We start from the raw sequence: 22,947 nt of genomic DNA, 5'->3' as shown, positions 1-22,947 counted from the left end.
ATGATCGTTCAGTTCCACGACGCCGTCGGCCCGCCCACGTATCCCCCTCTACGTGGGCGGGCCGGCGGCGTGTTCGCTCAATTGACCCGGTTCACGCTGGTGGGCACGTCGAGCAATGTGCTCTACGCTCTCGCGTTCTTCACCCTCGACATGTACGGGTCGTTCGTCGCCAACCTCGTCGGCGTGGTGACCAGTTCGATGCTGGCCAACGAACTCCACCGGCGGCTCACCTTCCGTGCCGTGGACCGCGTCCGCTGGTTCGTCGCACAGTGGGAAGGCGGAACCCTCGCGCTGATCGGCCTGGCCGTCAGCTCACTCGCGCTCGCCCTCCTGCACATGCTCTTCCCCGGCGCCGACGGTCCGGCGCAGGTCGCGCTCGTCATCGCCGTCAGCGCCGTCGTCGGCGGGCTGCGGTTTCTCGCACTCCGCGGGTGGGTTTATGCCTCCGGCCCGTGAGTACTTATTAACCGCCCGTGGTTAACAAGTACTCACGGCAGGGGACGGTGCCACGGACCCGTGATCGCCAGTGTCAGCCCCGGCGACTGGATGTTCGCGAACAGGATCTTCCCGTCCGCACTGAATGCCGGACCGCAGAATTCGCTGTCGTTCAACTCGTTCCGCGCCATCGCGAACGGCTCACCCTCCGCCGTGACGCCCACGAGGTGGCTGATCCCTTCGCCGTCCTCGGCGAGGATCACGCCGCCGTACGGCGAGACGGTGATGTTGTCGGGCCCGTCGTAGTTTCCGGTGTCGACCGCGGGATCGGGATTGACACCGAACAGGGTCTTCAGCGTGACGGTCTGCTTCGCCGGGTCGTAGAACCACACCTGGCCGTCGTGCTCGGCGACGCTGCCGTCGCTGGTCCGTGCGTAGCTCGCGACGAAGTAGGCACCGCCGTCGCCCCACCACTGTCCCTCCAGCTTGCGACTGCGGGTGACGACGTCGTTCCCGAACTGCTCACGCACCGGCGTGCTCGTCGCGTCACGGTCCGGCACACCTACCCACTGCACGGCGTACACGGTTCCCGGCTCGGTGGCCTGCGACAGGTCGGGGACGTGCGTTCCGCCCTGGAAGCACGCCATCGCCTGGAGAGCACCCGCGGCGTCGCCGCCCGGAGACTGCGCGAGTTCGCGCAGCGCGTTCGGCCCGCCCCGGAAACCCTGCGGCGGCGTCCACCGGTAGTACAGGCCGTTCGGCCCGGACGCGTCCTCCGTGAGATAGATGGTGCTCGACGCCGGATCCACCGCCACGGCCTCGTGCGCATACCGGCCGAGGAACTTCAGCGGCACAGGACTTTTGCCCCTGTTCGCGTCCTGACTCGCCGGGTCCACCTCGAAGACGTAGCCGTGGTCGAGCAGGAACCCGTCCTCCCCCGCGCGAGCCTCCGTCTCCTCGCAGGTCAACCACGTCCCCCACGGGGTGATGCCGCCCGCGCAGTTGTTCACGGTGCCCGCGACGCTGACGTACTGGCCCTGCCGTGCGCCATCGGCGCCGACCGCGGTCGTGGTCGTACCGCCGCGCGCGCCCGCGTCGTACGTCAATCCGTCGAGGGCGGGCACACCGAACGGTTCGTCGCTGCCGATCTCGTGATTGGTGACGAGTGTGGAACCGCCGGGTCGCGCGAACACCCCGATGGCGTCGGGATCGCTCGGCACCGGTACGCCACCGTCCAACTGCGTCTCACCCGACCGGGAGACGACGGTGTACGAAAAACCCACCGGGAGCGAGAGAATGCGGTTCGGGTCGGGCACGAGCGGTCCGTAGCCGATCGCCTGTCCCGGCGCCGCGGACGCGAACGCCGGCCGGACGAGGGCGTCGACGCTTCCGGCGAGTGCCACACCGAGGCCGGTGAGCGCGGTGCGACCGAGGAACCCGCGGCGGTTGAGTGGTGCAGTGGACACTGTCTGAAACCTCCATGGTGACGAACCGGGACCCTCGGACGGTAGGGACCGGACTGCCCTGGTTCGTGGACGCACCGTGGCGGGCGCGTGAACCGGGCGAGAACTTCCCCTGTGAGTACTTGTTAACCGCCGGCGGTTAATAAGTACTCACAGGCGTTGACATGTGACCAAATGGTCACCTATTCTCGATTCATGGACGACGATCACGTCTTCAAGGCGCTGGCCGATTCCACCCGCCGCCTGATACTCGACCGATTGTTCGCCCAGGATGGTCAGACGCTCACCGAACTCGAGTCGCAGGTCGAGATGACGCGATTCGGGGTCATGAAGCATCTGCGTGTGCTCGAAGACGCGGGGCTCGTCGTCACGCGCCGCTCCGGCCGGGAAAAACTTCACTACCTCAATCCTGTGCCGATACAGCTGATCCACAACCGGTGGATCGACAAATACACCGAGCGTCACACCAGTGCGCTCGCTCAGCTGAAAGCCGAACTGGAGGAAGAGAAATGACTACCGCCGACGCATTCCAGATCTACGCCGTCTACATCAAGGCGACGCCGGAGGCCATCTGGGACGCCATCACCAAACCCGAGTGGTCGCAGCAGTACGGTTACGGCGGTCTGGTCGACTACGACCTCCGCGCGGGCGGTGCGTTCCGATCGCGCGCGGACGACGCGATGAAGGAATACCCGGGCGTGCCCGACGTGATCGTCGACGGCGAGGTGATCGAGTCCGATCCGCCGAAAAAGCTGGTGCAGACGTGGCGGATGCTGATGGACGCCGACAACGTGGAGGGATTCACCACGCTCACCTACGAGATCGTGCAGTCGAGCCGCCCCGGTGTCGCGAAACTGACTGTCACACACGACCTCACCAACGCACCCGACCTGGCCGAGATGGTCGCGGGCAGGCGCGAGTCCGAGGGCGCGGGCGGCGGTTGGAACGAGGTGCTGAGCGGAATGAAGACCCTGCTCGAGACGGGGCAGCCGATGGTGAACTGGGGCTGACCCGCGGGTCGGCGGGCGCGAGGGCCCGACATCTGTCGGACGGCCGCAGTAAGCTCCAACCATGACGGCTGCGCAGTCGCTCGACGGGGATTTCCTCGCACTCGCCGACCCTTATCGGCGCGAGTTGCTCGCCCATTGTTATCGCATGATGGGCTCACTTCACGATGCCGAAGACCAGATGCAGGAGACCTTCATCCGGGCTTGGCGGGGGTACGACGGCTACCAGCAGCAGGCGTCGCTGCGGACGTGGCTGTACAAGATCGCCACCAATACGTGCCTGACGGCCCTGCAGAGCAAATCCAAGCGTCCGCTGCCGAGCGGGCTGGGGGCTCCCGACTCCGACCCGACCGCCGACCTCGTCGAGCGACACGAGGTCCCGTGGCTCGAACCGCTCCCCAACCGCCTCATCGACGACGACGCGAACGATCCCGCCACCGTGGTGACGTCGCGCGAGTCGGTGCGGCTGGCGTTCATCGCCGCCCTTCAGCACCTTCCTGCACGTCAGCGCGCGGTCCTCGTCCTCCGCGACGTGTTGCAGTGGAAGGCGTCGGAGGTCGCGACGGCTCTCGGTACCACCACGACGGCGGTGAACAGCCTGCTGCAGCGTGCACGTGCGCAGCTCGAACTGGCCACGCCGACGGCCGACACTCTCGTGGAACCAGAGTCCCCCGAGGAGCGCGACCTCCTCGACCGCTACGTCGCCGCGTTCGAGGACTATGACATCGACGCGATCGTCGAACTGTTCACCAAGGACGCCGTCTGGGAGATGCCTCCGTTCGACGGCTGGTATCGCGGGGGCGCCTCGATCGGCACCCTGATCAGCGGAAACTGTCCGGCCAAGGCTGCGGGCGACATGCGTCTGGTGTCCACGGCGGCCAACGGACAGCCGGCCCTCGGCCTGTACATGCGCGGGGAGGACGGCGTCCACCGCCCGTTCCAGCTCCACGTCCTGGATGTGACGGCCGACGGGGTCTCCCATGTCGTCTGCTTCTTCGACGTCGATCTGTTCGAGAAGTTCGGACTACCGGAGACCCCGCCCGCCTGACCCCTACGCCGGCACGGCGGCCGGATCCATCCACATGACCTCCCAGACGTGACCGTCCAGGTCGCGGAACGCGCGTCCGTACATGAAGCCCTCGTCCTGGAGCTTGCCCCATGACGTTCCGCCGGTGGCGAGGGCCTTGTCGACGAGGCTGTCGACTTCCTCGCGGCTGTCGGCCGAGATACACATGAGGGCCTCGACGGACTTGGACGTGTCGCAGATGCCGCCCTCGATGAAGTCCGTGAACCGGGACTCGACGAGGAGCATCACGGACGTGTGCTCGTTGATCACCATGGCGGTGCAGGAGTCGTCGCTGAACGTGGCGTTGAACTCGAAGCCGAGTCCGCCGAAGAACGTCTTGGTCGCGTCGAGGTTCTTGATCGGCAGGTTCACGAAGAGCATCCGGGACATGTGATTCTCCTTCTCGGGTTCCGCCCAGTGCGGAAGGTCATCGATACAGACCGCAGCGGTGCGCAAAACTCATCGGCGTCCGCTCGCCCGATCCTCTCAGCTCTCGGCGAGGTCGAGGAACGAGCCGATCATGATCCGCCCGGCCGCTTCCACGTCGTCCAAGTGTTCCCCCGACGGGGCGGTGTCCGGCGGCATGTGAGCCTGCATCACCGGTAGCTGCCCGCGGGTCAGTTCGACGTGGAACTGCAACCCGTACGCGCGGCGGCCGATCGCGAAGGCCTGATTCTCGTAGAGGTGACTGCTCGCCAGCAGGACCGCACCGTCGGGGAGGTCGAAGGTGTCGCCGTGCCAGTGGACGACGGGCACCTCGGCGCCGACCGAACCGAACACGGGGTCGCGCGTCCCGTCGTCGGACACGGTGACCGTCCCGGCACCGTTCTCCGGGGTCGGCCCCCGGCGGATCGCGCTGCCGAACGAGGCGGCGAGAAGCTGCGCGCCGAGGCAGATTCCCAGCATCGGAAGTCCGGCGTCCACAATTTCTTTGATGAAGTTTCGCTCTCGCGGAAGTTGCGGGTGGGTAACGTCATCGCGTGCGCCCATCGGACCGCCCATCACCACGAGGCCGCCGATGTCGTGAACGGCGGGCAGTTCGGACGCTCGGTACATGGGGTACTCGGTGTAGCGAATTCCCCGCTCCGCCAGCAAAGTACCGACGAGTGCCGGCCCTTCGAACGGCACGTGCTTTACAACCGCCCAGTGCTTGTTCATGCCACAATTCTTACCGAGTAGGGACTTTCGGCCCTATGCAGGCCGGGATTCGCGAATTCCGCACTGAGTGCACAAAATTCGGATGTTCACACAGAGTTCATGTTCGGTGTACTCCACTCGAATGACACCATCCAAACTGGACGCTTGTCTAGTGGCATGGCTCACGCGAAACCTGTAGAAATACGACGTCACGCTTTCGTGACCCGTCCCATATCAATTAGTTATCCGGTGGTGGTCCCTGACAAACGGAACGTCACCATCTCCCGTTACCTCAGACCACAGACGAGCCCTCCCGCGATCCGGGAAGTCGTCTACGGGATGGAAAGGGCCCTAGATGCCGCTCCCCATGTCCCCTCTCGACTCGATGTTCCTTCTCGGCGAGTCCCGTGAGCACCCGATGCATGTCGGCGGCGTAGAGATCTTCCAGCTCCCGGAAGGCGCCGACACCTACGACATGCGCGCGATGCTCGACCGCGCGCTCGCCGACGGCGACGGAATCGTCACCCCCCGGCTCGCCAAGCGAGCCCACCGGTCCTTCTCGACGCTCGGTCAGTGGAGCTGGGAGACCGTCGACGACATCGACCTCGGTCACCACATCCGGCACGACGCGCTGCCCGCCCCCGGGGGCGAGGCCGAGCTGATGGCACTCTGCTCGCGGCTGCACGGATCGCTGCTCGACCGCAGCCGCCCGCTGTGGGAGATGCACCTGATCGAGGGACTGAGCGACGGACGGTTCGCCGTCTACACCAAGATCCACCACGCGGTCGCCGACGGCGTCACCGCGATGAAGATGCTGCGCAGCGCGCTCAGCGAGAACTCCGAGGACCGGGACGTGCCGGCCCCGTGGCAGCCGCGGGGACCGCGGCCGCAGCGGACGCCGTCGAAGGCGTTCAGCCTGTCGGGTCTGGCCGGTTCCACGTTCCGCGCGGCCCGCGACACCGTCGGTGAGGTCGCCGGGCTCGTGCCCGCGCTCGCCGGCACCGTGTCCCGCGCCTTCCGCGACCAGGGCGGCCCGCTCGCCCTGTCCGCACCCAAGACCCCGTTCAACGTGCCGATCACCGGTGCCCGCCAGTTCGCGGCGCAGTCGTGGCCGCTCGAACGTCTCCGGCTCGTCGCCAAGCTGTCCGACACCACCATCAACGACGTCGTGCTCGCGATGTCCTCCGGGGCGCTCCGCAGTTACCTCGAGGATCAGAACGCGCTGCCCGCCGAGCCGCTGATCGCGATGGTGCCGGTGTCGCTGAAGAGTCAGCGCGAGGCGTCGAACGGCAACAACATCGGGGTGCTCATGTGCAACCTCGGCACCCACCTCCCCGATCCGGCGGATCGCCTCGACACCATCCGGACGTCCATGCGCGAGGGCAAGGAGGCGTACGAGACGATGAGTGCGACGCAGATCCTCGCGATGAGCGCTCTCGGCGCGGCACCGATCGGCGCGAGCATGCTGTTCGGGCACAACTCGCGGGTGCGCCCGCCGTTCAACCTCATCATCTCCAACGTTCCGGGCCCCAGCTCGCCGCTGTACTGGAACGGGGCGCGACTCGACGCGATCTACCCGCTGTCGGTGCCCGTCGACGGCCAGGGCCTGAACATCACCTGCACCAGCAACGACGACATCATCTCGTTCGGGGTCACCGGCTGCCGCAGCGCGGTGCCCGACCTGAAGTCGATCCCCGCCCGGCTGGGGCACGAACTGCGCGCCCTCGAGCGCGCGGTCGGAATCTGACCCTAGGGACTCTTACGGTCGCTGTGCCCGAGGTGGCGGTCTGGTACCACCCGGTCCCGGACCAGTTGCTTGAGCACGGTGATGTCGGGGAAGCCGCCCTGCTCCTTGCGGTCCCAGATCAGTTCGTCGTCGACGGTGATGCGGAAGATCCCGCCGGTGCCGGGGACGAGCGCGACCTCGCCGAGTTCCTGCCCGAACGTGCCGAGTAGTTCCTGCGCCATCCACGCTGCGCGTAACAGCCACTGGCACTGGGTGCAGTAAGTGATCGCGACCCGGCCGTCCGTGCTGCTCGTCGTCATCGTGCCAGGTTAGCCGAAGGTGCTCCCCCGCTTGCGGTTCGAGTTGCGCGGAGGACACCTGTTCGTCATGCGGACGTCAGCATCGTGAGGCAGACTGTCGATCGCCATGCTGTGCCACCTCGACGAAAGGAAGCCGCCATGTCCACCGCGCTCGAAGAATCGCGTCGCCACGCCATCGAGCTGACCAACGAGAAGATCCAGGCCGTCAAGGACTTCTTCACCAACATCTTCCGCCTGGACACCACGCACCGCACCGAGGCCTGAACACGGGGGGAGGTCTTCGCCGAGAAGGCCTCCCCGTGTTCACCGGATCCTCTCGAAGAACTGCACGACCTCCGCGGTGCGGAAGTGGTCTTCCGAGACGTGCGGTCCGCTCACCTCGACGAACTCGACGGCGTCCGAGCCGCGGCGGAGCATCTCGACCCACGGTCCCGTGACGCCGGCGATGTTCGCCACCTCGTCCTCCCGCGACGCGTACACCCGAATCGGCACTCCGACATAGTCTCCCGGCTCGTGCCGGACGGCGTCCCAGCGCTCGGTCTTCGGTTCGAGGTCGTGCCCGTCCGCGGACAACCGAAAGGCGTCCCGCACGGTGTCGCGTCCGTGTTCGCCCCGTTCCCACACTGCGCGCAGCGACAGCGACGGAGCGATGAACACGGCTCCGTCCCACGCGACCTCGCGTAGGCGTACGGCGTTGGCGGCGGCGTTGCCGCCCATCGATTCGCCGATGAGGAACCGAACTGTCACCGGCCACCGATGCGACACCCACTCGTCCAGTGCGACCACCGCGTCCTGCGCCGGCCGGTTTCCCCACTGGTCGCCGTGCAGGTACGGGCTGGCGACCAGGTAGCCGGCGTCCAGCAAGCCGTCCCGCAGGCCGGCGCGGTCGTCGATCGACCTCTCGTCCCCCGTCCGCCCGTGCAGGTAGTACGCGACCGCGGACGGCGTCACCCCGCGCGGCACCGCGACCACCGCACGATCGCCGGAGCGCGGGACGGTCACCGCGTGCTCCTCGTACGTCGTGAGGTGTGCCGTGCGCCGCGTCAGCGGTTCGGCGGACCCGGCACGAAGTATCACCCCGCCACGCTAACAAGCGGGGACGCGACGTGCCTGGCGGCGATCTCCGACCCGGCGCCGGTTTCGCCGAGACGAGCTGACGTCCGACGCCACGCTCCTATAATTTCAAGCCTGAGCCCTAGTTGCGAGGGGGACGGATGGCCGGCTTCCTGCTACGACGAGCGCTCAACTACGTGGTGCTGTTGCTGCTGGCGTCGTTCCTGACGTTCAGTCTCGCCTCGCTCACGTTCCGTCCGCTCGACAGCCTGGAGCAGCGCAATCCGCGGCCACCGCAATCGGTGATCGACGCGAAGGCCGCCGAACTGCATCTGGACGATCCGATCCCGGTGCGGTACGCGAACTGGCTGGGCGGCGTGGTCCACGGCGACTTCGGCACCACCATCACGGGTCAGCCGGTGTCGGACGAGCTGGGTCGCCGGATCCTGGTGAGCATGCGGTTGCTGATCCTCGGTTCCGTGATCGGAGCGGTGCTGGGTGTTCTGATCGGCGCCGCCGGTGCGATCCGGCAGTACAAGTTCAGTGACTATTTCAGCACCGTCGTGTCGCTGCTGATTCTCAGTGCGCCGGTGTTCCTCGTCGCGACCCTGCTGAAATACGGTGCTCTCCAGATCAACTCGGCCACCGGCAACCAGATCTTCCTGTACACCGGAGAATCCTCGGCCAGCACGATCACCGGGTTCTGGCCGCAGTTCGTCGACCGCGTGCAGCATCTCGTGCTGCCGACCATCGCGCTGGCGTTGGGCAGCATCGCCGGTTACAGCCGGTACCAGCGCAACGCGATGCTCGACGTTCTGGGGAGTGACTTCATCCGGACCGCCAGGGCGAAGGGACTGACCCGGCGGGCGGCACTGCTCAAGCACGGGCTCCGGACGGCACTGATCCCGATGGCGACGCTGTTCGCCTACGGATTCGGGGCGCTGGTCGTCGGCGCCACGTTCACCGAGACGATCTTCGGCTGGCACGGCATCGGCGAGTGGATCGTGATCGGCATCGACAATCAGGACACCAACATCGTCGTGGCGATCACGTCGTTCACCGGGCTGATCGTGCTGTTGTCGGGGCTGCTCTCGGACGTGGTGTACGCGGCGCTCGACCCGAGGGTGCGTGTCGGGTGACCGAGATCCAGATCGCGTCCACCGATGCGGCGGTGTCGGCCGTCGGTCGCCGGACCCTGCTGTGGCGGCGGTTTCTCCGGAACAAGCCCGCCATCGCCGGGGTGTGCGTCCTGGTGTTGCTGTTCGTGGGCAGTTTCGTCGGACCGCACCTGCTCCCCTACGACTATCAGCAACTCGACTACACCGCGCTGCTGCAGCCGCCCAGCGCCGAACATCCGTTCGGCACCAACCAGATCGGCCAGGACGTTCTCGCCCAGACGTTGCGCGGGCTGCAGAAGTCGCTGATCATCGGGATCTGCGTCGCGATCTTCTCCACCGCCATCGCGGCGCTCGTCGGTGCGCTGGCGGGGTATGTCGGCGGCTGGCCGGATCGGGTGATCATGTGGCTGGTCGACCTGCTGCTCGTCGTTCCCAGCTTCATCATCATCGCCGTGTTCACTCCGCGGCTGAAGTCCTCGAGCTCGATCGCCCTGCTGATCCTGCTGCTGGCGGTGTTCGGCTGGATGATCACCGCCCGGATGGTCCGGGGAATGACGCTGAGCCTGCGCGAGCGGGAGTTCGTCCAGGCGGCCCGGTACATGGGCGCCCCCACCCACAAGATCATCACCAGCCACATCGTCCCCAACATCGCGTCGATTCTGATCATCGACGCGACCCTGAACGTCGGTGCCGCGATCCTCGCCGAGACCGGGCTCAGTTTCCTCGGGTTCGGTGTCCAGAAGCCGGACATCTCTCTCGGGTCGCTGATCGCCGACGGCACCGAATCCGCGCTCACCTACCCGTGGCTGTTCCTGTTCGCGGGCGGACTGCTGGTGATCACCGTGCTGTCGGCGAACCTGGTGGGCGACGGTCTGCGCGACGCGGTCGACCCCAGCTCGACGCGGGCCCGGTCCCGCAAGCGGAAGAAGAAGGCGACGCGGTGAGCGGGCGGCCGCTGCTCGAGATCGAGGACCTGCGGGTCAGCTTTCCCAGCGAGGAGGGCCGCATCGAGGCGGTCCGCGGTGTCGGCTACAGCGTCTCCGACGGCGAGGTGCTCGCCATCGTGGGTGAGTCGGGTTCGGGCAAGTCGGTGGCGTCGCTCGCCGTGATGGGTCTGCTGCCCGAGCACGCGCGCGTCACCGGCTCCATCCGGTTGCAGGGCCGCGAGCTGCTGGGCATGGGCGACAAGGAGCTGTCGGCGCTGCGCGGGAAGACGGTCAGCATGGTGTTCCAGGACCCGCTGTCCGCGTTGACGCCGGTGTACCGGGTCGGTGACCAGATCGCCGAGGCGCTGCTCGTCCACGGTAGGGCGAGCAGCAAGAAGGATGCCGCACAGCGTGCTGTCGAGCTCCTCGACCTGGTTGGGATACCCGATCCGGCGGTGCGCGCCAAGGCCTTTCCCCACGAGTTCTCCGGCGGCATGCGACAGCGCGTCGTGATCGCCATCGCCATCGCCAACGACCCCGCGCTGATCATCTGCGACGAACCGACCACCGCCCTCGACGTGACCGTGCAGGCGCAGATCCTGAACCTGCTGCGCAAGGCCCGCGACCTCACCGGCGCCGGCGTCGTGATGATCACCCACGACATGGGCATCGCCGCGACGCTGGCCGACCGCGTGGTGGTGATGTACGCGGGCCGGGTGGTGGAGTCGGCGCCGGTGCGCGAACTGTTCGCCGAACCCCGGATGCCCTACACCGCAGGGCTACTCGTGTCGGTACCCCGGATGGATGCGCCGATCCGGAGCCGCCTGGTCTCGATCGCCGGTGCCCCGCCCGCGCTCCATTCGCTGCCACCGGGCTGCACGTTCGCGCCGCGCTGCCCGCTCGCGGTCGACGCCTGCCTGCTCGCCGAGCCGGAACTCGTCTCGACCGGACCCGGTCATCGGGCTGCGTGCATCCGCGTCGACGAGGCGGGCACCCGGGACCTGTTCACGGCGTATCGGCGGGACCAGCCGGCACCCGCCCCCACCGCGGAGACGCCACCCGAACAGCGGGTGGTGCTGCAGGTGACCGATCTCGTGAAGACGTATCCGATCACCAGCGGTCTGGTGTTCCGCCGCAAGCGGGGCGAGATCCGGGCGGTCGACGGCATCAGCTTCGACATCCGCGCGGGCCGCACGCTGGCGCTGGTGGGTGAATCCGGCTCGGGCAAATCGACCACGTTGACGCAGATTCTCGACCTGGCCGCGCCGGAAGCCGGTTCGATCGCGGTGCTGGGCGCCGACGTCGCGGCGCTGAGCCCACCCGAGAAGCGTGCGATCCGGCGCAAGATGGCGGTCGTCTTCCAGGATCCGACGGCGTCACTGGACCCCCGACTGCCGGTGTTCGACGTTCTCGCCGAGCCACTCCGGCTGGACGGTCGCAGGCGTGAGGAGGTCGGCCGCCGGGTACCGGAGTTGCTCGAGCTCGTCGGGTTGCGCCGCGAGCACGCCGATCGCTATCCGGCCGATTTCTCGGGCGGCCAGAAGCAGCGGATCAGCATCGCCCGGGCGCTCGCCCTCGACCCGGAACTGCTGATCCTGGACGAGCCGGTGTCGTCGCTCGACGTCTCGATCCAGGCCGGGGTGCTCAACCTCCTGCGCGATCTTCAGGAGCAGCGGGGCATGTCGTACCTGTTCGTCTCCCACGACCTGTCGGTGGTCCGCAATATCGCGCACGACGTCGCGGTGATGTACCGGGGCAGGATCGTCGAGTCGGGGGACGCGCAGACGATTTTCGAGGATCCGCAGCACGAGTACACCCGGGCGCTCCTCGAGGCAATTCCCGTTCCGGATCCGACGTTTTTGGCACACTAGCCTCAGCGAACTTCGAGGAAGGGCACCCCCATGAGGATTCGTTCGGCGCGCACCCGCCTCGTGGTATCGGTCCTGGCCGTCGGCCTGTTTCTCGGTGGCTGCGGGGGTTCGGACACCGGTGATGTCGAGGCCGGATCCGGGTCGATCGGCACCACCAACGACATCAACCCGCACGACCCCAGCGAGCTGCGCGACGGCGGAAACCTGAGGTTGGCGTTGTCGGGTTTCCCCCCGAACTTCAACACGCTGTCCAACGACGGCAACGACACCGAGATCGGCGCCATGCTGAAGCCGATGATGCCCCGCGCGTTCAGCACCGACGCCTCGGGAGCGCTGTCGGTGAACCACGACTACTTCACCGACGTCGCGCTCACCGGCACCGATCCGCAGCAGGTCACGTACACGATCGACCCGATGGCGGTGTGGTCCGACGGCACCCCGATCACGTGGGCGGACATCCAGTCCCAGGCCGCGGCGCTCAGCGGTGAGAACAAGGACTTCCTGATCGCGAACACGTCCGGGTTCGAGCGGGTGGACAGGGTCGAGCGCGGCGTCGACGACCGTCAGGCGGTGATCACGTTCGCCGAGCCGTACGCCGAATGGAAGGGCCAGTTCGCGGGCAATTCGATGCTCTACCCGAAGTCGGTGACCGCGACCCCCGAGGCGTTCAACGAGAGTCTGCGCGACGGGGTCACGCTGACGTCGGGACCGTTCCGGATCGCGTCGATCGACAGGGCGCAGAACCGAATCACACTGGGCCGCAACCCCGCGTGGTGGGGCAACACTCCGAAACTCGACACCATCACCTACAGCGTTCTCGACGACGCCGCGCGCATTCCCGCTCTGCAGAACAACGAGATCGACGCGTCCGGACTGGGCACCATCGACGAGGTGAAGACCGCACAGGGTTCGGCAGGAATCGCGATCCGCCGGGCGCCGGGAAACCAGTTCTCGCACATCACGTTCAACGGCGCGGAGGGATCGATCCTCGCCGATCCGGAATTGCGGGTGGCGCTGTCCAAGGGCATCGACCGGCAGGGCATCGCGACCGCGATCCAGAACGGTCTGGTCGACGATCCCCAGCCGCTGAACAACCACGTCTACCTCAACGGTCAGGAGGGCTACCAGGACAACAGCGCAGCCGTCTCCTACGACCCCGAGGAGGCCGCGAGGCGGCTCGACGAACTCGGCTGGACACTCAACGGCGAGTTCCGGGAGAAGGACGGGCGCAGGCTCGAGATCCGCGACGTGATGTACCAGTCGACCACCTGGGTCCAGATCGCGCAGATCCTTCAGCAGAACCTCGCGCAGATCGGCGTCAAACTGAACATCGACACCCGCGGCGGCACCGGATTCTTCACCGATGTCATCCAGCCCGGCGACTTCGACATCGCCCAATTCTCCTGGGTGGGTGACCCGTTCCCGCTCAGCGGCCTGCCCCAGATCTACGCGTACAACCCCGACGACCTGCAGGGCAATTACGGCCGGATCGGTTCGCCCGAACTGAATGCGCTGATCGAGCGGACGATCTCGGAACTCGACCCGCAGAAGGCGATCGAACTGGCCAACGAGGTGGATACCGCGGTGTTCGAGGAGGGGTTCTCGCTGCCGCTGGTGCAGGCGCCGGGCAATGTCGCGGTGCGCGACAACCTGGCGAACTTCGGTGCCGCCGGCCTTGCGTCCTACGACTACACCACGATCGGCTTCCTGAATTAGCGGGTTCGTGGCCGTCCGCTATCCCGTTGCCGTCGGCGCGTGTGCGCTGGTGGTGTGCGGCGCGTTCGCCGTGGTCGCCGACGCCGATCAGCTCAGCGCACTGTTCGTGGTCGCGGCGACGGTGCTCGGTGTCACCGGCTACACGTGGTTCGCTGCTACCCGTTCGGGGTCGGAGCCGGGTCGCCCTGCCACGGTGTACCGGGTCCGCCAGCAGCATCGGCTGACCAGCAGGTCCTGGATCGAGGTTCGTGAGGAACGGGGTTCGTTGTGGATTCCGGTGTTCTTCGATCCCGTCCTGGTCACCCTGCCGACCCCGACAGCGGCGACGGTGCACGGCGTGGGGCGTCGCCGTGTCGTCGTCTGGGAAGGCCGTCGACTGCTTCCCTCCGGTCGAGCGCATCTCTCGGAGCCGGCCGGGCGGTTGATCGACAACCCGTCTCGTCCGGGTCCGGACGGTCCGGTGCGCGCGCGGGTGGCCGCTCGGCCGGTCCGCCGGCTCGTCCTCGACGCCCAGTTCGCGGTGGCGGCACCGTTCGTCGGGGCATTGTGGGTCTACGTCGCGGGCGGCGGGGTCCCGGCGTTCGCCGGCGCGACGTGTGTGGCGGCGGCCGTCGCGGTGTGGTTGGCGGCCGTCCGCGGCTCCGACCCCAGCTGAGGGGTCAGGACATGGTGACGCCCGCGCTGACGAAGCACGGCAGCAGTCCGGCGATCTCGCTCAGCACGGGACCGAATCCCACGGCGGCGGGTACCGGGTCGTTGACGAACGCGACACCCCGGAATCCGGTGGTGAGGTTCGTGAACTGCACGACGGCGCCGTTCCACTGCGCGAGCGGCGCGGCGGTGGTGTACCGGATCCGGTCGGGCGCGACCCGCTCCGCGTTGAACGTCAGCCACGCGCCGGGGGCGCACGTCGACATCGAGCCGGGAACAAAGGGCGCCGCGGAGACGGCCGAGGGCACTGCGAACGACAGTGCGCCTGCCACGGCGATCACTGCACCCAACCGGCCCACCACTTGTCGAGTAGACATCGGAATTCCTTTCGGGGCGCGCTAATCCGTCTCCCCGAGTACGGCGGAACCGCGTCACTGAGTGTGAATACCAGGTCAGAGAATTATATCTCCGCAGGTAGGTCCCACCGCTAGAGTGAACGACCCACTCGTGGGCCGAATGCCGTCGTGTAGCGCACGGCAGTGGGGAGCAACGAAACATGCTGCTGCCAAGAAATACTGACTTCGACCCGTACCGGTTCGACGCAGGCGAGGTCGGCGGACAACCGGTCACTCCGCCACGAGTCGAGCCCCGACGGTGTGCACCACCTGCACCTCGGGGTTCCACGGGACCAGCGCATCGACGGATTTCTCGAGCTCGTCGACCGGCGGGAGCGTCTCGGGACCGAGCACCGCGACGGTCGCGGTGCCGCCCTGCCAGGTGACGTCGGTGACTTCGGCGCCGGGAGTGCCGGCGAGCCAGTTCTCCGCTGCGGTGGAGATCTGCTGCGCCCACAGCGAGGACAGCGAGTTGACCACCATGGGGATCGCGACCGCGACCAGGACCAGCGCCAGGACGGTATACGCGCGCCGCCGGTGCGCGCCGGTGGCGCTCCCGACTTCCCGGGCGTATCCCGCGGCGACGAGCACGGCCGTCGCGGTGATGACCATCGCCACGACGTTGGACGCGAACAGCACGAACGCTCCCACAGCCAGGGAGGGAGCCCCCGATCCCAGGCACACCCCCACCACCGCGAGGGGAGGGACCAGGGAGATGGCGATGGCGACACCGGGAAGAACGTCACCGACGTCCTTCCTCGCGACGGCGACGGCACCGACCAGTCCGGTGGCCAGCGCGGCGGCCAGGTCCATCAGGGTCGGTGACGTACGGCCGGTTACTTGCGAATTGGTCAGCACACTCGACGGATTCGGTAATACCTGCGCGAATGCCATGCCCAGCACGACGACGAGGGCGATGCCGGCGAGGACGTAGAACAGGCTGTGCCCGATCAGGCGGCCGTTGCCGGTGGTGATGCCCAACCCCACCCCGAGAATGGGCGTCGACAACGGTGCGACGATCATCGCACCGATCACGGTGGCGGTGGAATCACCCACGACACCCGCCACCGCGATCACGGCCGACAGCGTCAACATCACCCAGAACGCGGAACGTTTGGCGTCCCGGTCGCCGACCGAGAGATCGAGGCGTTCGCCGAGCTCGGCCAGTGTGCGACGGTGCCTGTCGGGAATGACTCCCAGGCGCCCGGTCACCACGTTTCCGGCCGCGAGGTCCGCGCCGATCCCGCGACGCCGGAGAGCAGCGAGACGATCGCGATACCGACGGTGAAGTAGATCGCCGCGCTGCCGATCCGCGACGCGGCGGTCGCCTCGACAGTGAACGGCCACAGCGCTGCGACGAGGGTCGCGAGTACGCAGATCCAGCCGAAGAAGGTCGCCGCGCGCGGCGTCGAGACCATGAGCACGTGCAGGAGCGCGGTGGCGGTCAAGGCGGCGACGGCGGCGCCGACGGCGAGGATGCTCGCCTGGGAGATTCCCACGGTGGTCGCCGGGGTGATCACCGGGATGTCGAGCAGCCCGCGGACGATCAACAACCCGACGACCGCGGCCAGGGCTGCAACGAGCGCAGTGGCGGCACCTCCGGCCCACAGCCGTTTCGCGTCGACGGTGGGAGCGGCCGGTCTACCGGGCCGGATCTGGTTCATCGAAGGCTCCTTCCGAATGCCGGGCGGAGAGGGTTTCCAGCCACGGTAGGCCGTTCGGATTCTCGAGTTGTCATCCTCCGCGGGTGAAAGGAACGGGCAGAGCAGGTCTGGTCGCGGGGTTATCCGGAGGCGTCACCCACGTCCAATTCGAGACGGTCCTCCTCGAGCCGCACCACCCGGACGGTGCGCGAGTCGCCCGCCGCCGTGGTCACCTCCAGCCGTCCGTCGTCGGCGGGCACCCACGTCCCCTCTCGTGCCTCGTTGGCGTCTCCCCGGCCGATCGCCCAATCGACGAACGAGCCGTCCGGCCGAAATTCGATACCGCCGCGCCCCCTCGCGCGCGGGAAGTCGAATTCGGCGGGCCGGTACACGCGGAGGCCGTCGTGGTCCTCCTCGAAGGAATGCCGCCAGCGCCCCGCTGCGCTTCGGGCGACCAGCGCGGACGCGGCGGACTCCGTTCCCCCGGGCCGCCCCGTCCACAACTGCTTCCGGACGCCGTCCAGGCACGCTCCCATCCGCGTGCCCTGCCCCTTGGTGAACATGACCATCCCGGCGTCGTCCGTGTAGTCCATGTAATCCATGAACAGGTCGCCGTGGGGGCCGTTCCCGCAACTGATGTGCGGGAATCGCGGCATCCCGACGTTCTGCCCGCCCTGATTGGGGGTGTCGCCGACCTCGTCGGAGCCCCGGCACCCGGTGCCGTCGTCGCCCCAGATGTGGAAGAGATTGAAGTAGTGCCCGATCTCGTGGGTCGCGGTGCGCCCGAGGTTGAACGGGGCCCGTGCGGTGCCCGTCGTCCCGAACGCGGTGTAGGTGATCACGACTCCGTCGGTCGAGACCGGACCGCCGGGGAACTGCGCGTAGCCGAGCAGACCACCGCCGAGCGCACAGACCCAGATGTTCAGGTATCTCTGTGTCGGCCACGGATCGGCACCGCCGGTCTCCGCGGACTTGACGCCGTCATTCTGGTCGAACGCGTCGACTTCGGTTGCAGTTCGGGTCATTCCGTTCGTCGCCCGCCCGTCCGGATCCGTGTCGGCGAGATAGAACTCGATTCCCGCGTCGCCGACCAGATACTCGAACACGGACGGAACGGTGTCCACGTCGTCGTTGGTGGCCCGGAAATCCTTGTTGAGCACCGCGATCTGGCTCTCGATCTGCGCGTCGGAGATGTTCTGCGCCGCAGCCTTCCAGACGACGTGAACGACGACCGGAATCCGTGCGACGCCGCGGGCGGCGATCGACTGCAGCGATTCCAGGTCGATGGTCTGGTTCTCGATCTCCGATCGGGCGATGCGATACGACTCCGACTCGGTCAACAACCGGCGGTGCACGTCCATCGCCCCGCAGGTGCGCTGCGTGGGCAGATCGACCTCTGATTCGTTGGTGCTCATGGCGTCGGGCTCCCTTTCGGTTTCAGAGAATCAGGTCCTGGGGACGGATCAGTTCGCGGGGCAGGGCGCTCGCCTCGATCCGCTCGAGCGGATCGGCCGCGATGTAGGGATCGAGAACCAGACCGGTCAACTGGGCGATCCGCCGCACGGGCACCTGGAACGTGCGGTACGCGCCGTAGGAGAACGCCTCCTCCCCCTCGGCGAATTCGTCGAGCAGGGCGGCCTGGCTGAGCAGGTATCCGGTGACCGAGAGACCACCGTCCTGCTTCACCATGGCCACCGTCTTCCAGAACTGACGCGGCAGCGCCACCCCGTGGTATTCGGGGTCGTCGGGCGCGAGAACGGGTCCGGTGACGACACTGACGGCGAGATCGGCGTTGTCCGCGTTCTTCAGGACGTAATCCTCGAGGCCCAGCCACAGGGTCTGGCCCGCGTTGAAACTGTGATGTTGCGGAGTGCAATTCGTGAGGTGGAACGTGTCGTCGTTCGCCGCCTTCGCGAGATGTCCCCACGCCGGGTCGAGTCGGCGCACCAGGTGACCGCGGTCGAGCGGATTGTCGCGATACACGTCCTCCCCCGTCTGCTGATCGGCCGGAAGTCGCGGGTCGAGAATCCATCTGTCGCTGTCGCGCCGCGGGCTCTGCGACTGCGTTCCGTCGATGTTCACGGCAGTGAACAGCGCCAGCGCCCGCTCGCGATGCATCACGACGCTGAAGTGGTGGTACCTCAACTCCGGGGACGCGACCGACGGTGTCCCGGGCCGCGGAAGGGGTAGCGGCACACGCAGGAAGGTCGCGTCGTACCCGCCGCGCGTGCTGTAGTCCGGGTCGATCGAGATCGCCTCGGGCTCAGCGGGTCGCCGGGCGGAGGCCGGGGGGTCGACGGAGCCGAGACGCACCGTGATCTCGAGGGGAACCCGGACGGTCACTTCCCGTTCGCGTTCGACGGCCGGGGATTTCGTCGGTGCCGCCCGCTCGGCGCGGACCACGTCGTCGACGAGGTCACGCGACTGCGGGGCCAGGTTCTGCGCGCGCACGTACTCGAGGATGCGGCTGATGCGCACCCCCTCGTTGAGGACACCACCGAACTCGGTGTGCTGCGGCGCCCGCACGCTCGCGTGATGCAACGCGACCACCTCCCACTGATCGTTGAAGACCGGGGAACCCGAGGATCCGGGTTCCGTGTCTGCCGAGTAGTGCAGAAACCGCTCGGGAACGTCGACGATACGGTTCTCCCGCAAGGCGATCTGCTTCTTCTCGCCGCGGGGGTGCTGCACGATGGTCACGAATTCGCCGATGACGGCCTTGCCCTCCGCTTGGATCAGCGGGTTGAAACCGAATTGGGCGAGCGTTCCGGGTTCGGCGCCGACCGCGACGAGCGCGAAGTCGCGGTCCCGGTCGGCGAGGTAGAACCGCCCCGGGTCCAGCGGGAACATCTGCACGGGGCGCGGTTTCCCGTCGATGCCGTCCTGGTAGTCGAACTCGATCACGCTGCTGCGGGCCGTGTCCGCGTTCGGCAGCACGTGATGGTTGGTCAGCAGCAGCGTGGGTGAGACGAGGAAGCCCGTGCCGTAGCCCTGCAGGGTTCCCCGCGCGTCGCGGATGTTGACGCGCCCGATCGACCGGGCGGCGGCTGCGCCGGCATCGAGGTATCGGACGCCGACGAAATCGGCTGTGTTGATTATTTTCTCGAGTAACCGATCCGGGAGGGCGTCGGACTCCCAGTCCCCATTGCCGTAGTAGCGACCGAGCCGGTCCACGCGCTTCGCGATCCGTTCGGGAGTATCCGCGGCGGCGACGCCTCCGGGGCCGTTGAGTGCGTCCACGTGCTCGCCCCGCTGCGGTGCCCGTTCGCGGGCACGCAGTTCCGCCGCATCGCGTTGGCGCTGCCATTCCGCCTCGAACGTTGCCCCGGGAATCGCGCGCTGCGACTGTCCGTCTCCGATGTTGTCGACGATGGTCATGACTCGGTCCTCACGTAGGTCGGGCGGCTCGTCCTGTGATTGCGAGCCTGCTCGTCGCGGGCACGTCGGTCATGCGTAGTGGGCTACTCGTTTCTCGGTCCGACCACGGTGTCGGCGCGTTCGTACTGTTCGATGCCGTTCCGGACGACCCGTCGGATGCGGTCGCCGTCGGCCACGAGGTCGTCGAGGAGGGGTACCGCCAGTTCCGGCCGGATGGGGGTTTCCGCGAGGAGTTGCCCGAGTTCGAGTGCGTCCGACCCGAGCGCGCCGACGATGACCTTCCGCCGCGCGGAATCCAGCGCCGCCTCGACGTCGAGTTGCTTCGCGGTGTCGCCCCGCGCCGCCGAGATCGGTGTCGCCGTCTCGACCAGCAGCGCCCGGACCTCCTGCGCCGTCAGATCGCGGTCGGTCGCCCACACCAGCATCGCGGTAACCGCCACGTACAGCGCGGCGAACGTCGTGCCGTCCATCTCCGGTCGATCGACAAGCTGCTCGCACACTGTCCCGGTGATCGTCCGCGGCGCGTAGATGTCGGGTTTTCCCGCGTCGGGGAAGTACGGGGTTTCGTGGGTGAGTGTGCCGTCGTCCTCGACGGCTCCGACGGCGAACGCGTCCGCACTCCAGGCCGGATATGCCGGTTCGTCCGAGTGGTCGCCCGAGGCGACCACCAGCCTGCCGTCGCTCACCAGGTGCGCAATCACCGCATTCTGCGCATCCGTCGGCACCGCGTTGCCGTAGTCCAAGACCAGGATGTCCGCGTCGGCCAGCGCAGCCTCCTCCATCCACCGGCAGACGTCGCGCTCGGACGGGATACCGTCGCCGAAGGCCAGCTCCCCGGGAAGGAGTTCGGCCAGTGCCGATTCGCCCTCCCCCGTCTCTCCGGCTACTACCCGCCCCGGAACCCCGTGCTTGATGGCGCACTGCGTGACAGAGACGGCGATCTCCTCGCGTCGGCCCACCGTGAACGGACCCGCGACCGCCAACCGCAACGCGCGCCGCACCGGCGACGCTGCCGCCGCCTCCGCTTCGGGCACAGCGGTTTCGGCGCCGAAGAAGTCGGACCCGTTCGATACCTGGGGCTCCGCTTTCGGGGCGCCGACGCCGAGTTGCCGGACGAGGACCGGCAGGTCCCGCGGGTCGAACGTGCCGTTCCGGGCGGCGAGATCGGCCAACTGCTCCCACAGTTCCAGGTGCCGCACGTCGGTGTAGAGCCGGGACAGGTCCTTCTCCGGATAACGGGTCAGGGTCGGCAGATTGCGCCGGATCCATTGCCACACTTCGGGCCACGACAGGGCGTCGAGGCGGATCGTGCGCACCTCCGAGGGGCGGAGCGATCGCGTCAGTTCCACGAGGTCCGCGGTGGCCGCCACCGCGAGCCGCGCCTTGCTGCGCCGCTGCGTCAGCAGGACCAGCGCGTCGAGGAGGCCCGGGGCGCCGGGTGCGTCGCCGAGCAGCAGGTCACCATCGTCGATGACGATCGCGACCGGGACTTCGGTGAGGTCGCCGAGTAGTCGCTCCCACCAGTCGCCGGCGCTGAATCTGCCCGGCCGGGCGGTGCGCACCCCGACGTCGCGCATCAGCTCGTCGACGAGGCGGGCCAGTTCGCGGACCGGGTCAGGTTCCGCGAGCAGCCGGTTCGCGCTGATGTACAGATGTGCGATCTGCGGGTCGAGCTCGTCGAGCACCCGGTCCAGAAGCGAGGTCTTTCCCGTCGACGGCATTCCGACGACGTGCAGCAACCGCGCCGGCGTCTGCCCGGACAGCACGTCCACCCCCTCGCGCAGCTCCGCGAGGCGGGAGATGAAGCGAAGTTCGCCCTGATGGATACCGAGCCGCAACCCGACCCGCCGGGACGGTGGCTCCGGCCGCGCCCGCGCCTCCGGGTCGATGATCGCGCCGGGCTCGCTACCCCCGACGAACAGGCATGGCACCGCCCAGTCGAGCAGCGGGTCACCGCTGTTCTCGTCGCCGTTGATCGCGAGCCGCGCCAGCCGCAACGCCTCGGCGACAGGCTGGCCGGCGGTCAGTGCCTGGTAGAAGAAGCGCGTCAGCAGTCGCTCCGTCCGGAAGGGCAGCACCGCCTGCATCCCGATCACCATCGGGCATGCATCACGCACGCAGATGTCGGCGGACGACAGCGGACCGGGCCATGGGTCGTCGTCGGCGGCACCGGCCGGCGCGCGTGCCGTCTCACAGCCCGCGAACACGGCCAGCCGGAGGTCCGGGAGTTGCTGCAGCAGCAATGCGAATTCCTGACTGGGCAGCAGCCTCCCGCGGCCGTTACCCTGCTCCAGCTTGAGCCCGTCCGGATTGGCGTGGCCGAGGTAGTGGAAGAGGTGAAACCCGCGTCTCTGCATGCCCATTCGACTGCGGAGCCGTTCGACCGACGGACGGTCCTCGACCACCACACGGAGCAGACCCCGGTCCACCAGGGGCCGCAATTCCGACAGAAGGCTACGTTTCTCGGCATACAGGTCGAACGGGGCCTCGGAATCCTCGGGGCCCTCCCGCAAGGGGCTCGACATCACCAGCAGGAGGTTGAGCGGCGGCTCGATCGGCGTCTGACGCAACGGATAGGTGCGCGACCGTCCCGACCGCACCACGTGGACGTCGCGCGCCATGGCGAGGAACTGGTCGGGTCGTTGCGGATCCAGCAGCAACTCCCACGGCCAGGCGCACACTTCCTGCGGCGCGGCGAGGACGCGCAGGAGAAGCTGAGTTCCCGTGGTCCGGGCCAACCCCCGGCTCTGCTGCAGCAGCGTGACGATGTCCGGAACCCCGAACACCAGATCCGTCAACACCTTCCCGACGTCGAGCGCATGGGTTGCGGCGTCGGTGCGCGCGTGCCGGACGGTGTCGGTCAACCAGTCGGACGGTGTGTCGATCGTCTTCCCGGTGACGTCGTTCGGCAGTTTCCATTCCGGGATCGGTCGCCGCACCGCGAAGACCGAACCCATCCGCGACTGCGCCGAGAGCCAGACGTGGTCGCCGGCCCGGAGAACGCTGATCTCCAGTGCCTCGAAACCGGGTGTCGGTCCCATG

Annotated in this window: 22 protein-coding genes; 11 read left to right on the top strand and 11 right to left on the bottom strand. The window is 67.7% G+C overall.

Going from position 1 to position 22,947, the window contains the following annotated elements; all coding sequences use genetic code 11:
- Positions 1-456 (top strand): GtrA family protein, encoded by a 456-nt coding sequence (locus QM841_RS20920; RefSeq protein ID WP_005238131.1) that lies wholly within the window; start codon positions 1-3, stop codon positions 454-456.
- Positions 457-488: 32 nt separating this feature from the next.
- Here QM841_RS20920 and QM841_RS20915 read toward each other — a convergent pair whose 3' ends face one another.
- A complete protein-coding gene (locus QM841_RS20915) occupies positions 489-1,901 on the bottom strand; it encodes an alkaline phosphatase PhoX (RefSeq protein WP_283333417.1) in 1,413 nt (470 codons plus the stop codon).
- A 192-nt stretch (positions 1,902-2,093) separates the two neighbouring features.
- Between QM841_RS20915 and QM841_RS20910 the strand changes: the two genes are divergently transcribed.
- The 3 genes from QM841_RS20910 to QM841_RS20900 all read left to right on the top strand — a co-directional run bounded on the left by QM841_RS20910 (position 2,094) and on the right by QM841_RS20900 (position 3,953).
- Complete coding sequence (locus QM841_RS20910; RefSeq protein ID WP_005573288.1) at positions 2,094-2,411, top strand: ArsR/SmtB family transcription factor; 318 nt, start codon at positions 2,094-2,096, stop codon at positions 2,409-2,411.
- Entirely contained in the window at positions 2,408-2,908 is a 501-nt protein-coding gene (locus QM841_RS20905; protein ID WP_283333416.1) for an SRPBCC family protein, read from the top strand. Before QM841_RS20910 ends, QM841_RS20905 begins: the two co-directional genes overlap by 4 nt.
- A gap of 61 nt (positions 2,909-2,969) precedes the next feature.
- Positions 2,970-3,953: a sigma-70 family RNA polymerase sigma factor gene (locus tag QM841_RS20900; protein WP_280780763.1), complete on the top strand. Its 984-nt coding sequence runs from the start codon at positions 2,970-2,972 to the stop codon at positions 3,951-3,953.
- A gap of 3 nt (positions 3,954-3,956) precedes the next feature.
- Here QM841_RS20900 and QM841_RS20895 read toward each other — a convergent pair whose 3' ends face one another.
- The gene (locus QM841_RS20895; protein ID WP_283333415.1) at positions 3,957-4,361 is read right to left on the bottom strand and encodes a VOC family protein; all 405 of its coding nucleotides are present in this window, start codon (positions 4,359-4,361) and stop codon (positions 3,957-3,959) included.
- 96 nt (positions 4,362-4,457) lie between these two features.
- A complete protein-coding gene (locus QM841_RS20890; RefSeq protein ID WP_283333414.1) occupies positions 4,458-5,129 on the bottom strand; it encodes a type 1 glutamine amidotransferase in 672 nt (223 codons plus the stop codon).
- A 334-nt stretch (positions 5,130-5,463) separates the two neighbouring features.
- Here QM841_RS20890 and QM841_RS20885 point away from each other — a divergent pair, with 334 nt between their 5' ends.
- Entirely contained in the window at positions 5,464-6,855 is a 1,392-nt protein-coding gene (locus QM841_RS20885; protein ID WP_283333413.1) for a WS/DGAT/MGAT family O-acyltransferase, read from the top strand.
- A gap of 2 nt (positions 6,856-6,857) precedes the next feature.
- Here the strand turns inward: QM841_RS20885 and QM841_RS20880 are convergent, their stop codons facing one another.
- Entirely contained in the window at positions 6,858-7,154 is a 297-nt protein-coding gene (locus QM841_RS20880; protein ID WP_283333412.1) for an Rdx family protein, read from the bottom strand.
- A gap of 138 nt (positions 7,155-7,292) precedes the next feature.
- Between QM841_RS20880 and QM841_RS20875 the strand changes: the two genes are divergently transcribed.
- Positions 7,293-7,418 (top strand): hypothetical protein, encoded by a 126-nt coding sequence (locus QM841_RS20875; protein ID WP_005257351.1) that lies wholly within the window; start codon positions 7,293-7,295, stop codon positions 7,416-7,418.
- 39 nt (positions 7,419-7,457) lie between these two features.
- On the opposite strand, the gene QM841_RS20870 is transcribed toward QM841_RS20875, so the two are convergent.
- Positions 7,458-8,231 (bottom strand): serine aminopeptidase domain-containing protein, encoded by a 774-nt coding sequence (locus QM841_RS20870; RefSeq protein WP_283333411.1) that lies wholly within the window; start codon positions 8,229-8,231, stop codon positions 7,458-7,460.
- A gap of 137 nt (positions 8,232-8,368) precedes the next feature.
- Here QM841_RS20870 and QM841_RS20865 point away from each other — a divergent pair, with 137 nt between their 5' ends.
- Genes QM841_RS20865 through QM841_RS20845 form a run of 5 tightly spaced genes read left to right on the top strand, consistent with a single transcriptional unit; the run spans position 8,369 to position 14,493 of the window.
- A complete protein-coding gene (locus tag QM841_RS20865) occupies positions 8,369-9,346 on the top strand; it encodes an ABC transporter permease (RefSeq protein ID WP_011597545.1) in 978 nt (325 codons plus the stop codon).
- Positions 9,343-10,269 (top strand): ABC transporter permease, encoded by a 927-nt coding sequence (locus QM841_RS20860; protein WP_283333410.1) that lies wholly within the window; start codon positions 9,343-9,345, stop codon positions 10,267-10,269. Before QM841_RS20865 ends, QM841_RS20860 begins: the two co-directional genes overlap by 4 nt.
- A complete protein-coding gene (locus QM841_RS20855) occupies positions 10,266-12,122 on the top strand; it encodes a dipeptide ABC transporter ATP-binding protein (protein ID WP_283333409.1) in 1,857 nt (618 codons plus the stop codon). Before QM841_RS20860 ends, QM841_RS20855 begins: the two co-directional genes overlap by 4 nt.
- 30 nt (positions 12,123-12,152) lie before the next feature.
- Positions 12,153-13,838, top strand: a complete 1,686-nt coding sequence (locus QM841_RS20850) for an ABC transporter family substrate-binding protein (RefSeq protein ID WP_283333408.1) — start codon at positions 12,153-12,155, stop codon at positions 13,836-13,838.
- 49 nt (positions 13,839-13,887) lie between these two features.
- On the top strand, positions 13,888-14,493 hold the full coding sequence (locus QM841_RS20845) for a hypothetical protein (RefSeq protein ID WP_283333517.1): 606 nt from the start codon (positions 13,888-13,890) through the stop codon (positions 14,491-14,493).
- A gap of 4 nt (positions 14,494-14,497) precedes the next feature.
- On the opposite strand, the gene QM841_RS20840 is transcribed toward QM841_RS20845, so the two are convergent.
- From QM841_RS20840 to QM841_RS20815, 6 genes are all read right to left on the bottom strand, one after another.
- Positions 14,498-14,866, bottom strand: coding sequence for a hypothetical protein (locus QM841_RS20840; RefSeq protein WP_283333407.1), 369 nt, complete (start codon positions 14,864-14,866; stop codon positions 14,498-14,500).
- A gap of 249 nt (positions 14,867-15,115) precedes the next feature.
- Positions 15,116-16,099: a TIGR00341 family protein gene (locus QM841_RS20835; protein WP_283333406.1), complete on the bottom strand. Its 984-nt coding sequence runs from the start codon at positions 16,097-16,099 to the stop codon at positions 15,116-15,118.
- Positions 16,093-16,548, bottom strand: a complete 456-nt coding sequence (locus tag QM841_RS20830) for a DUF6069 family protein (protein WP_283333405.1) — start codon at positions 16,546-16,548, stop codon at positions 16,093-16,095. Before QM841_RS20830 ends, QM841_RS20835 begins: the two co-directional genes overlap by 7 nt.
- 119 nt (positions 16,549-16,667) lie before the next feature.
- Entirely contained in the window at positions 16,668-17,942 is a 1,275-nt protein-coding gene (locus QM841_RS20825) for a zinc metalloprotease (protein WP_283333404.1), read from the bottom strand.
- Between the two features lie 22 nt (positions 17,943-17,964).
- Positions 17,965-19,905, bottom strand: coding sequence for a DNA/RNA non-specific endonuclease (locus tag QM841_RS20820; RefSeq protein WP_283333403.1), 1,941 nt, complete (start codon positions 19,903-19,905; stop codon positions 17,965-17,967).
- A gap of 83 nt (positions 19,906-19,988) precedes the next feature.
- On the bottom strand, positions 19,989-22,946 hold the full coding sequence (locus tag QM841_RS20815; protein WP_283333402.1) for a CHAT domain-containing protein: 2,958 nt from the start codon (positions 22,944-22,946) through the stop codon (positions 19,989-19,991).
- Between the last annotated feature and the right edge of the window lies 1 nt (position 22,947).

This window comes from Rhodococcus sp. IEGM 1307 (assembly GCF_030056915.1).
Lineage (GTDB): Bacteria > Actinomycetota > Actinomycetes > Mycobacteriales > Mycobacteriaceae > Rhodococcus_F > Rhodococcus_F opacus_D.
This window is presented reverse-complemented; position numbering and strand designations above follow the sequence as displayed.

What these genes read in the sequence shown, in the direction of transcription:
- QM841_RS20920 (WP_005238131.1), top strand. Translation starts at nt 1, where the DNA reads ATGATCGTTCAGTTCCACGACGCCGTCGGCCCGCCCACGTATCCCCCT.
- QM841_RS20910 (WP_005573288.1), top strand. Translation starts at nt 2,094, where the DNA reads ATGGACGACGATCACGTCTTCAAGGCGCTGGCCGATTCCACCCGCCGC.
- QM841_RS20905 (WP_283333416.1), top strand. Translation starts at nt 2,408, where the DNA reads ATGACTACCGCCGACGCATTCCAGATCTACGCCGTCTACATCAAGGCG.
- QM841_RS20900 (WP_280780763.1), top strand. Translation starts at nt 2,970, where the DNA reads ATGACGGCTGCGCAGTCGCTCGACGGGGATTTCCTCGCACTCGCCGAC.
- QM841_RS20895 (WP_283333415.1), bottom strand. Translation starts at nt 4,361, where the DNA reads ATGTCCCGGATGCTCTTCGTGAACCTGCCGATCAAGAACCTCGACGCG.
- QM841_RS20890 (WP_283333414.1), bottom strand. Translation starts at nt 5,129, where the DNA reads ATGAACAAGCACTGGGCGGTTGTAAAGCACGTGCCGTTCGAAGGGCCG.
- QM841_RS20885 (WP_283333413.1), top strand. Translation starts at nt 5,464, where the DNA reads ATGCCGCTCCCCATGTCCCCTCTCGACTCGATGTTCCTTCTCGGCGAG.
- QM841_RS20880 (WP_283333412.1), bottom strand. Translation starts at nt 7,154, where the DNA reads ATGACGACGAGCAGCACGGACGGCCGGGTCGCGATCACTTACTGCACC.
- QM841_RS20875 (WP_005257351.1), top strand. Translation starts at nt 7,293, where the DNA reads ATGTCCACCGCGCTCGAAGAATCGCGTCGCCACGCCATCGAGCTGACC.
- QM841_RS20865 (WP_011597545.1), top strand. Translation starts at nt 8,369, where the DNA reads ATGGCCGGCTTCCTGCTACGACGAGCGCTCAACTACGTGGTGCTGTTG.
- QM841_RS20850 (WP_283333408.1), top strand. Translation starts at nt 12,153, where the DNA reads ATGAGGATTCGTTCGGCGCGCACCCGCCTCGTGGTATCGGTCCTGGCC.
- QM841_RS20840 (WP_283333407.1), bottom strand. Translation starts at nt 14,866, where the DNA reads ATGTCTACTCGACAAGTGGTGGGCCGGTTGGGTGCAGTGATCGCCGTG.
- QM841_RS20830 (WP_283333405.1), bottom strand. Translation starts at nt 16,548, where the DNA reads ATGAACCAGATCCGGCCCGGTAGACCGGCCGCTCCCACCGTCGACGCG.
- QM841_RS20825 (WP_283333404.1), bottom strand. Translation starts at nt 17,942, where the DNA reads ATGAGCACCAACGAATCAGAGGTCGATCTGCCCACGCAGCGCACCTGC.
- QM841_RS20820 (WP_283333403.1), bottom strand. Translation starts at nt 19,905, where the DNA reads ATGACCATCGTCGACAACATCGGAGACGGACAGTCGCAGCGCGCGATT.
- QM841_RS20815 (WP_283333402.1), bottom strand. Translation starts at nt 22,946, where the DNA reads ATGGGACCGACACCCGGTTTCGAGGCACTGGAGATCAGCGTTCTCCGG.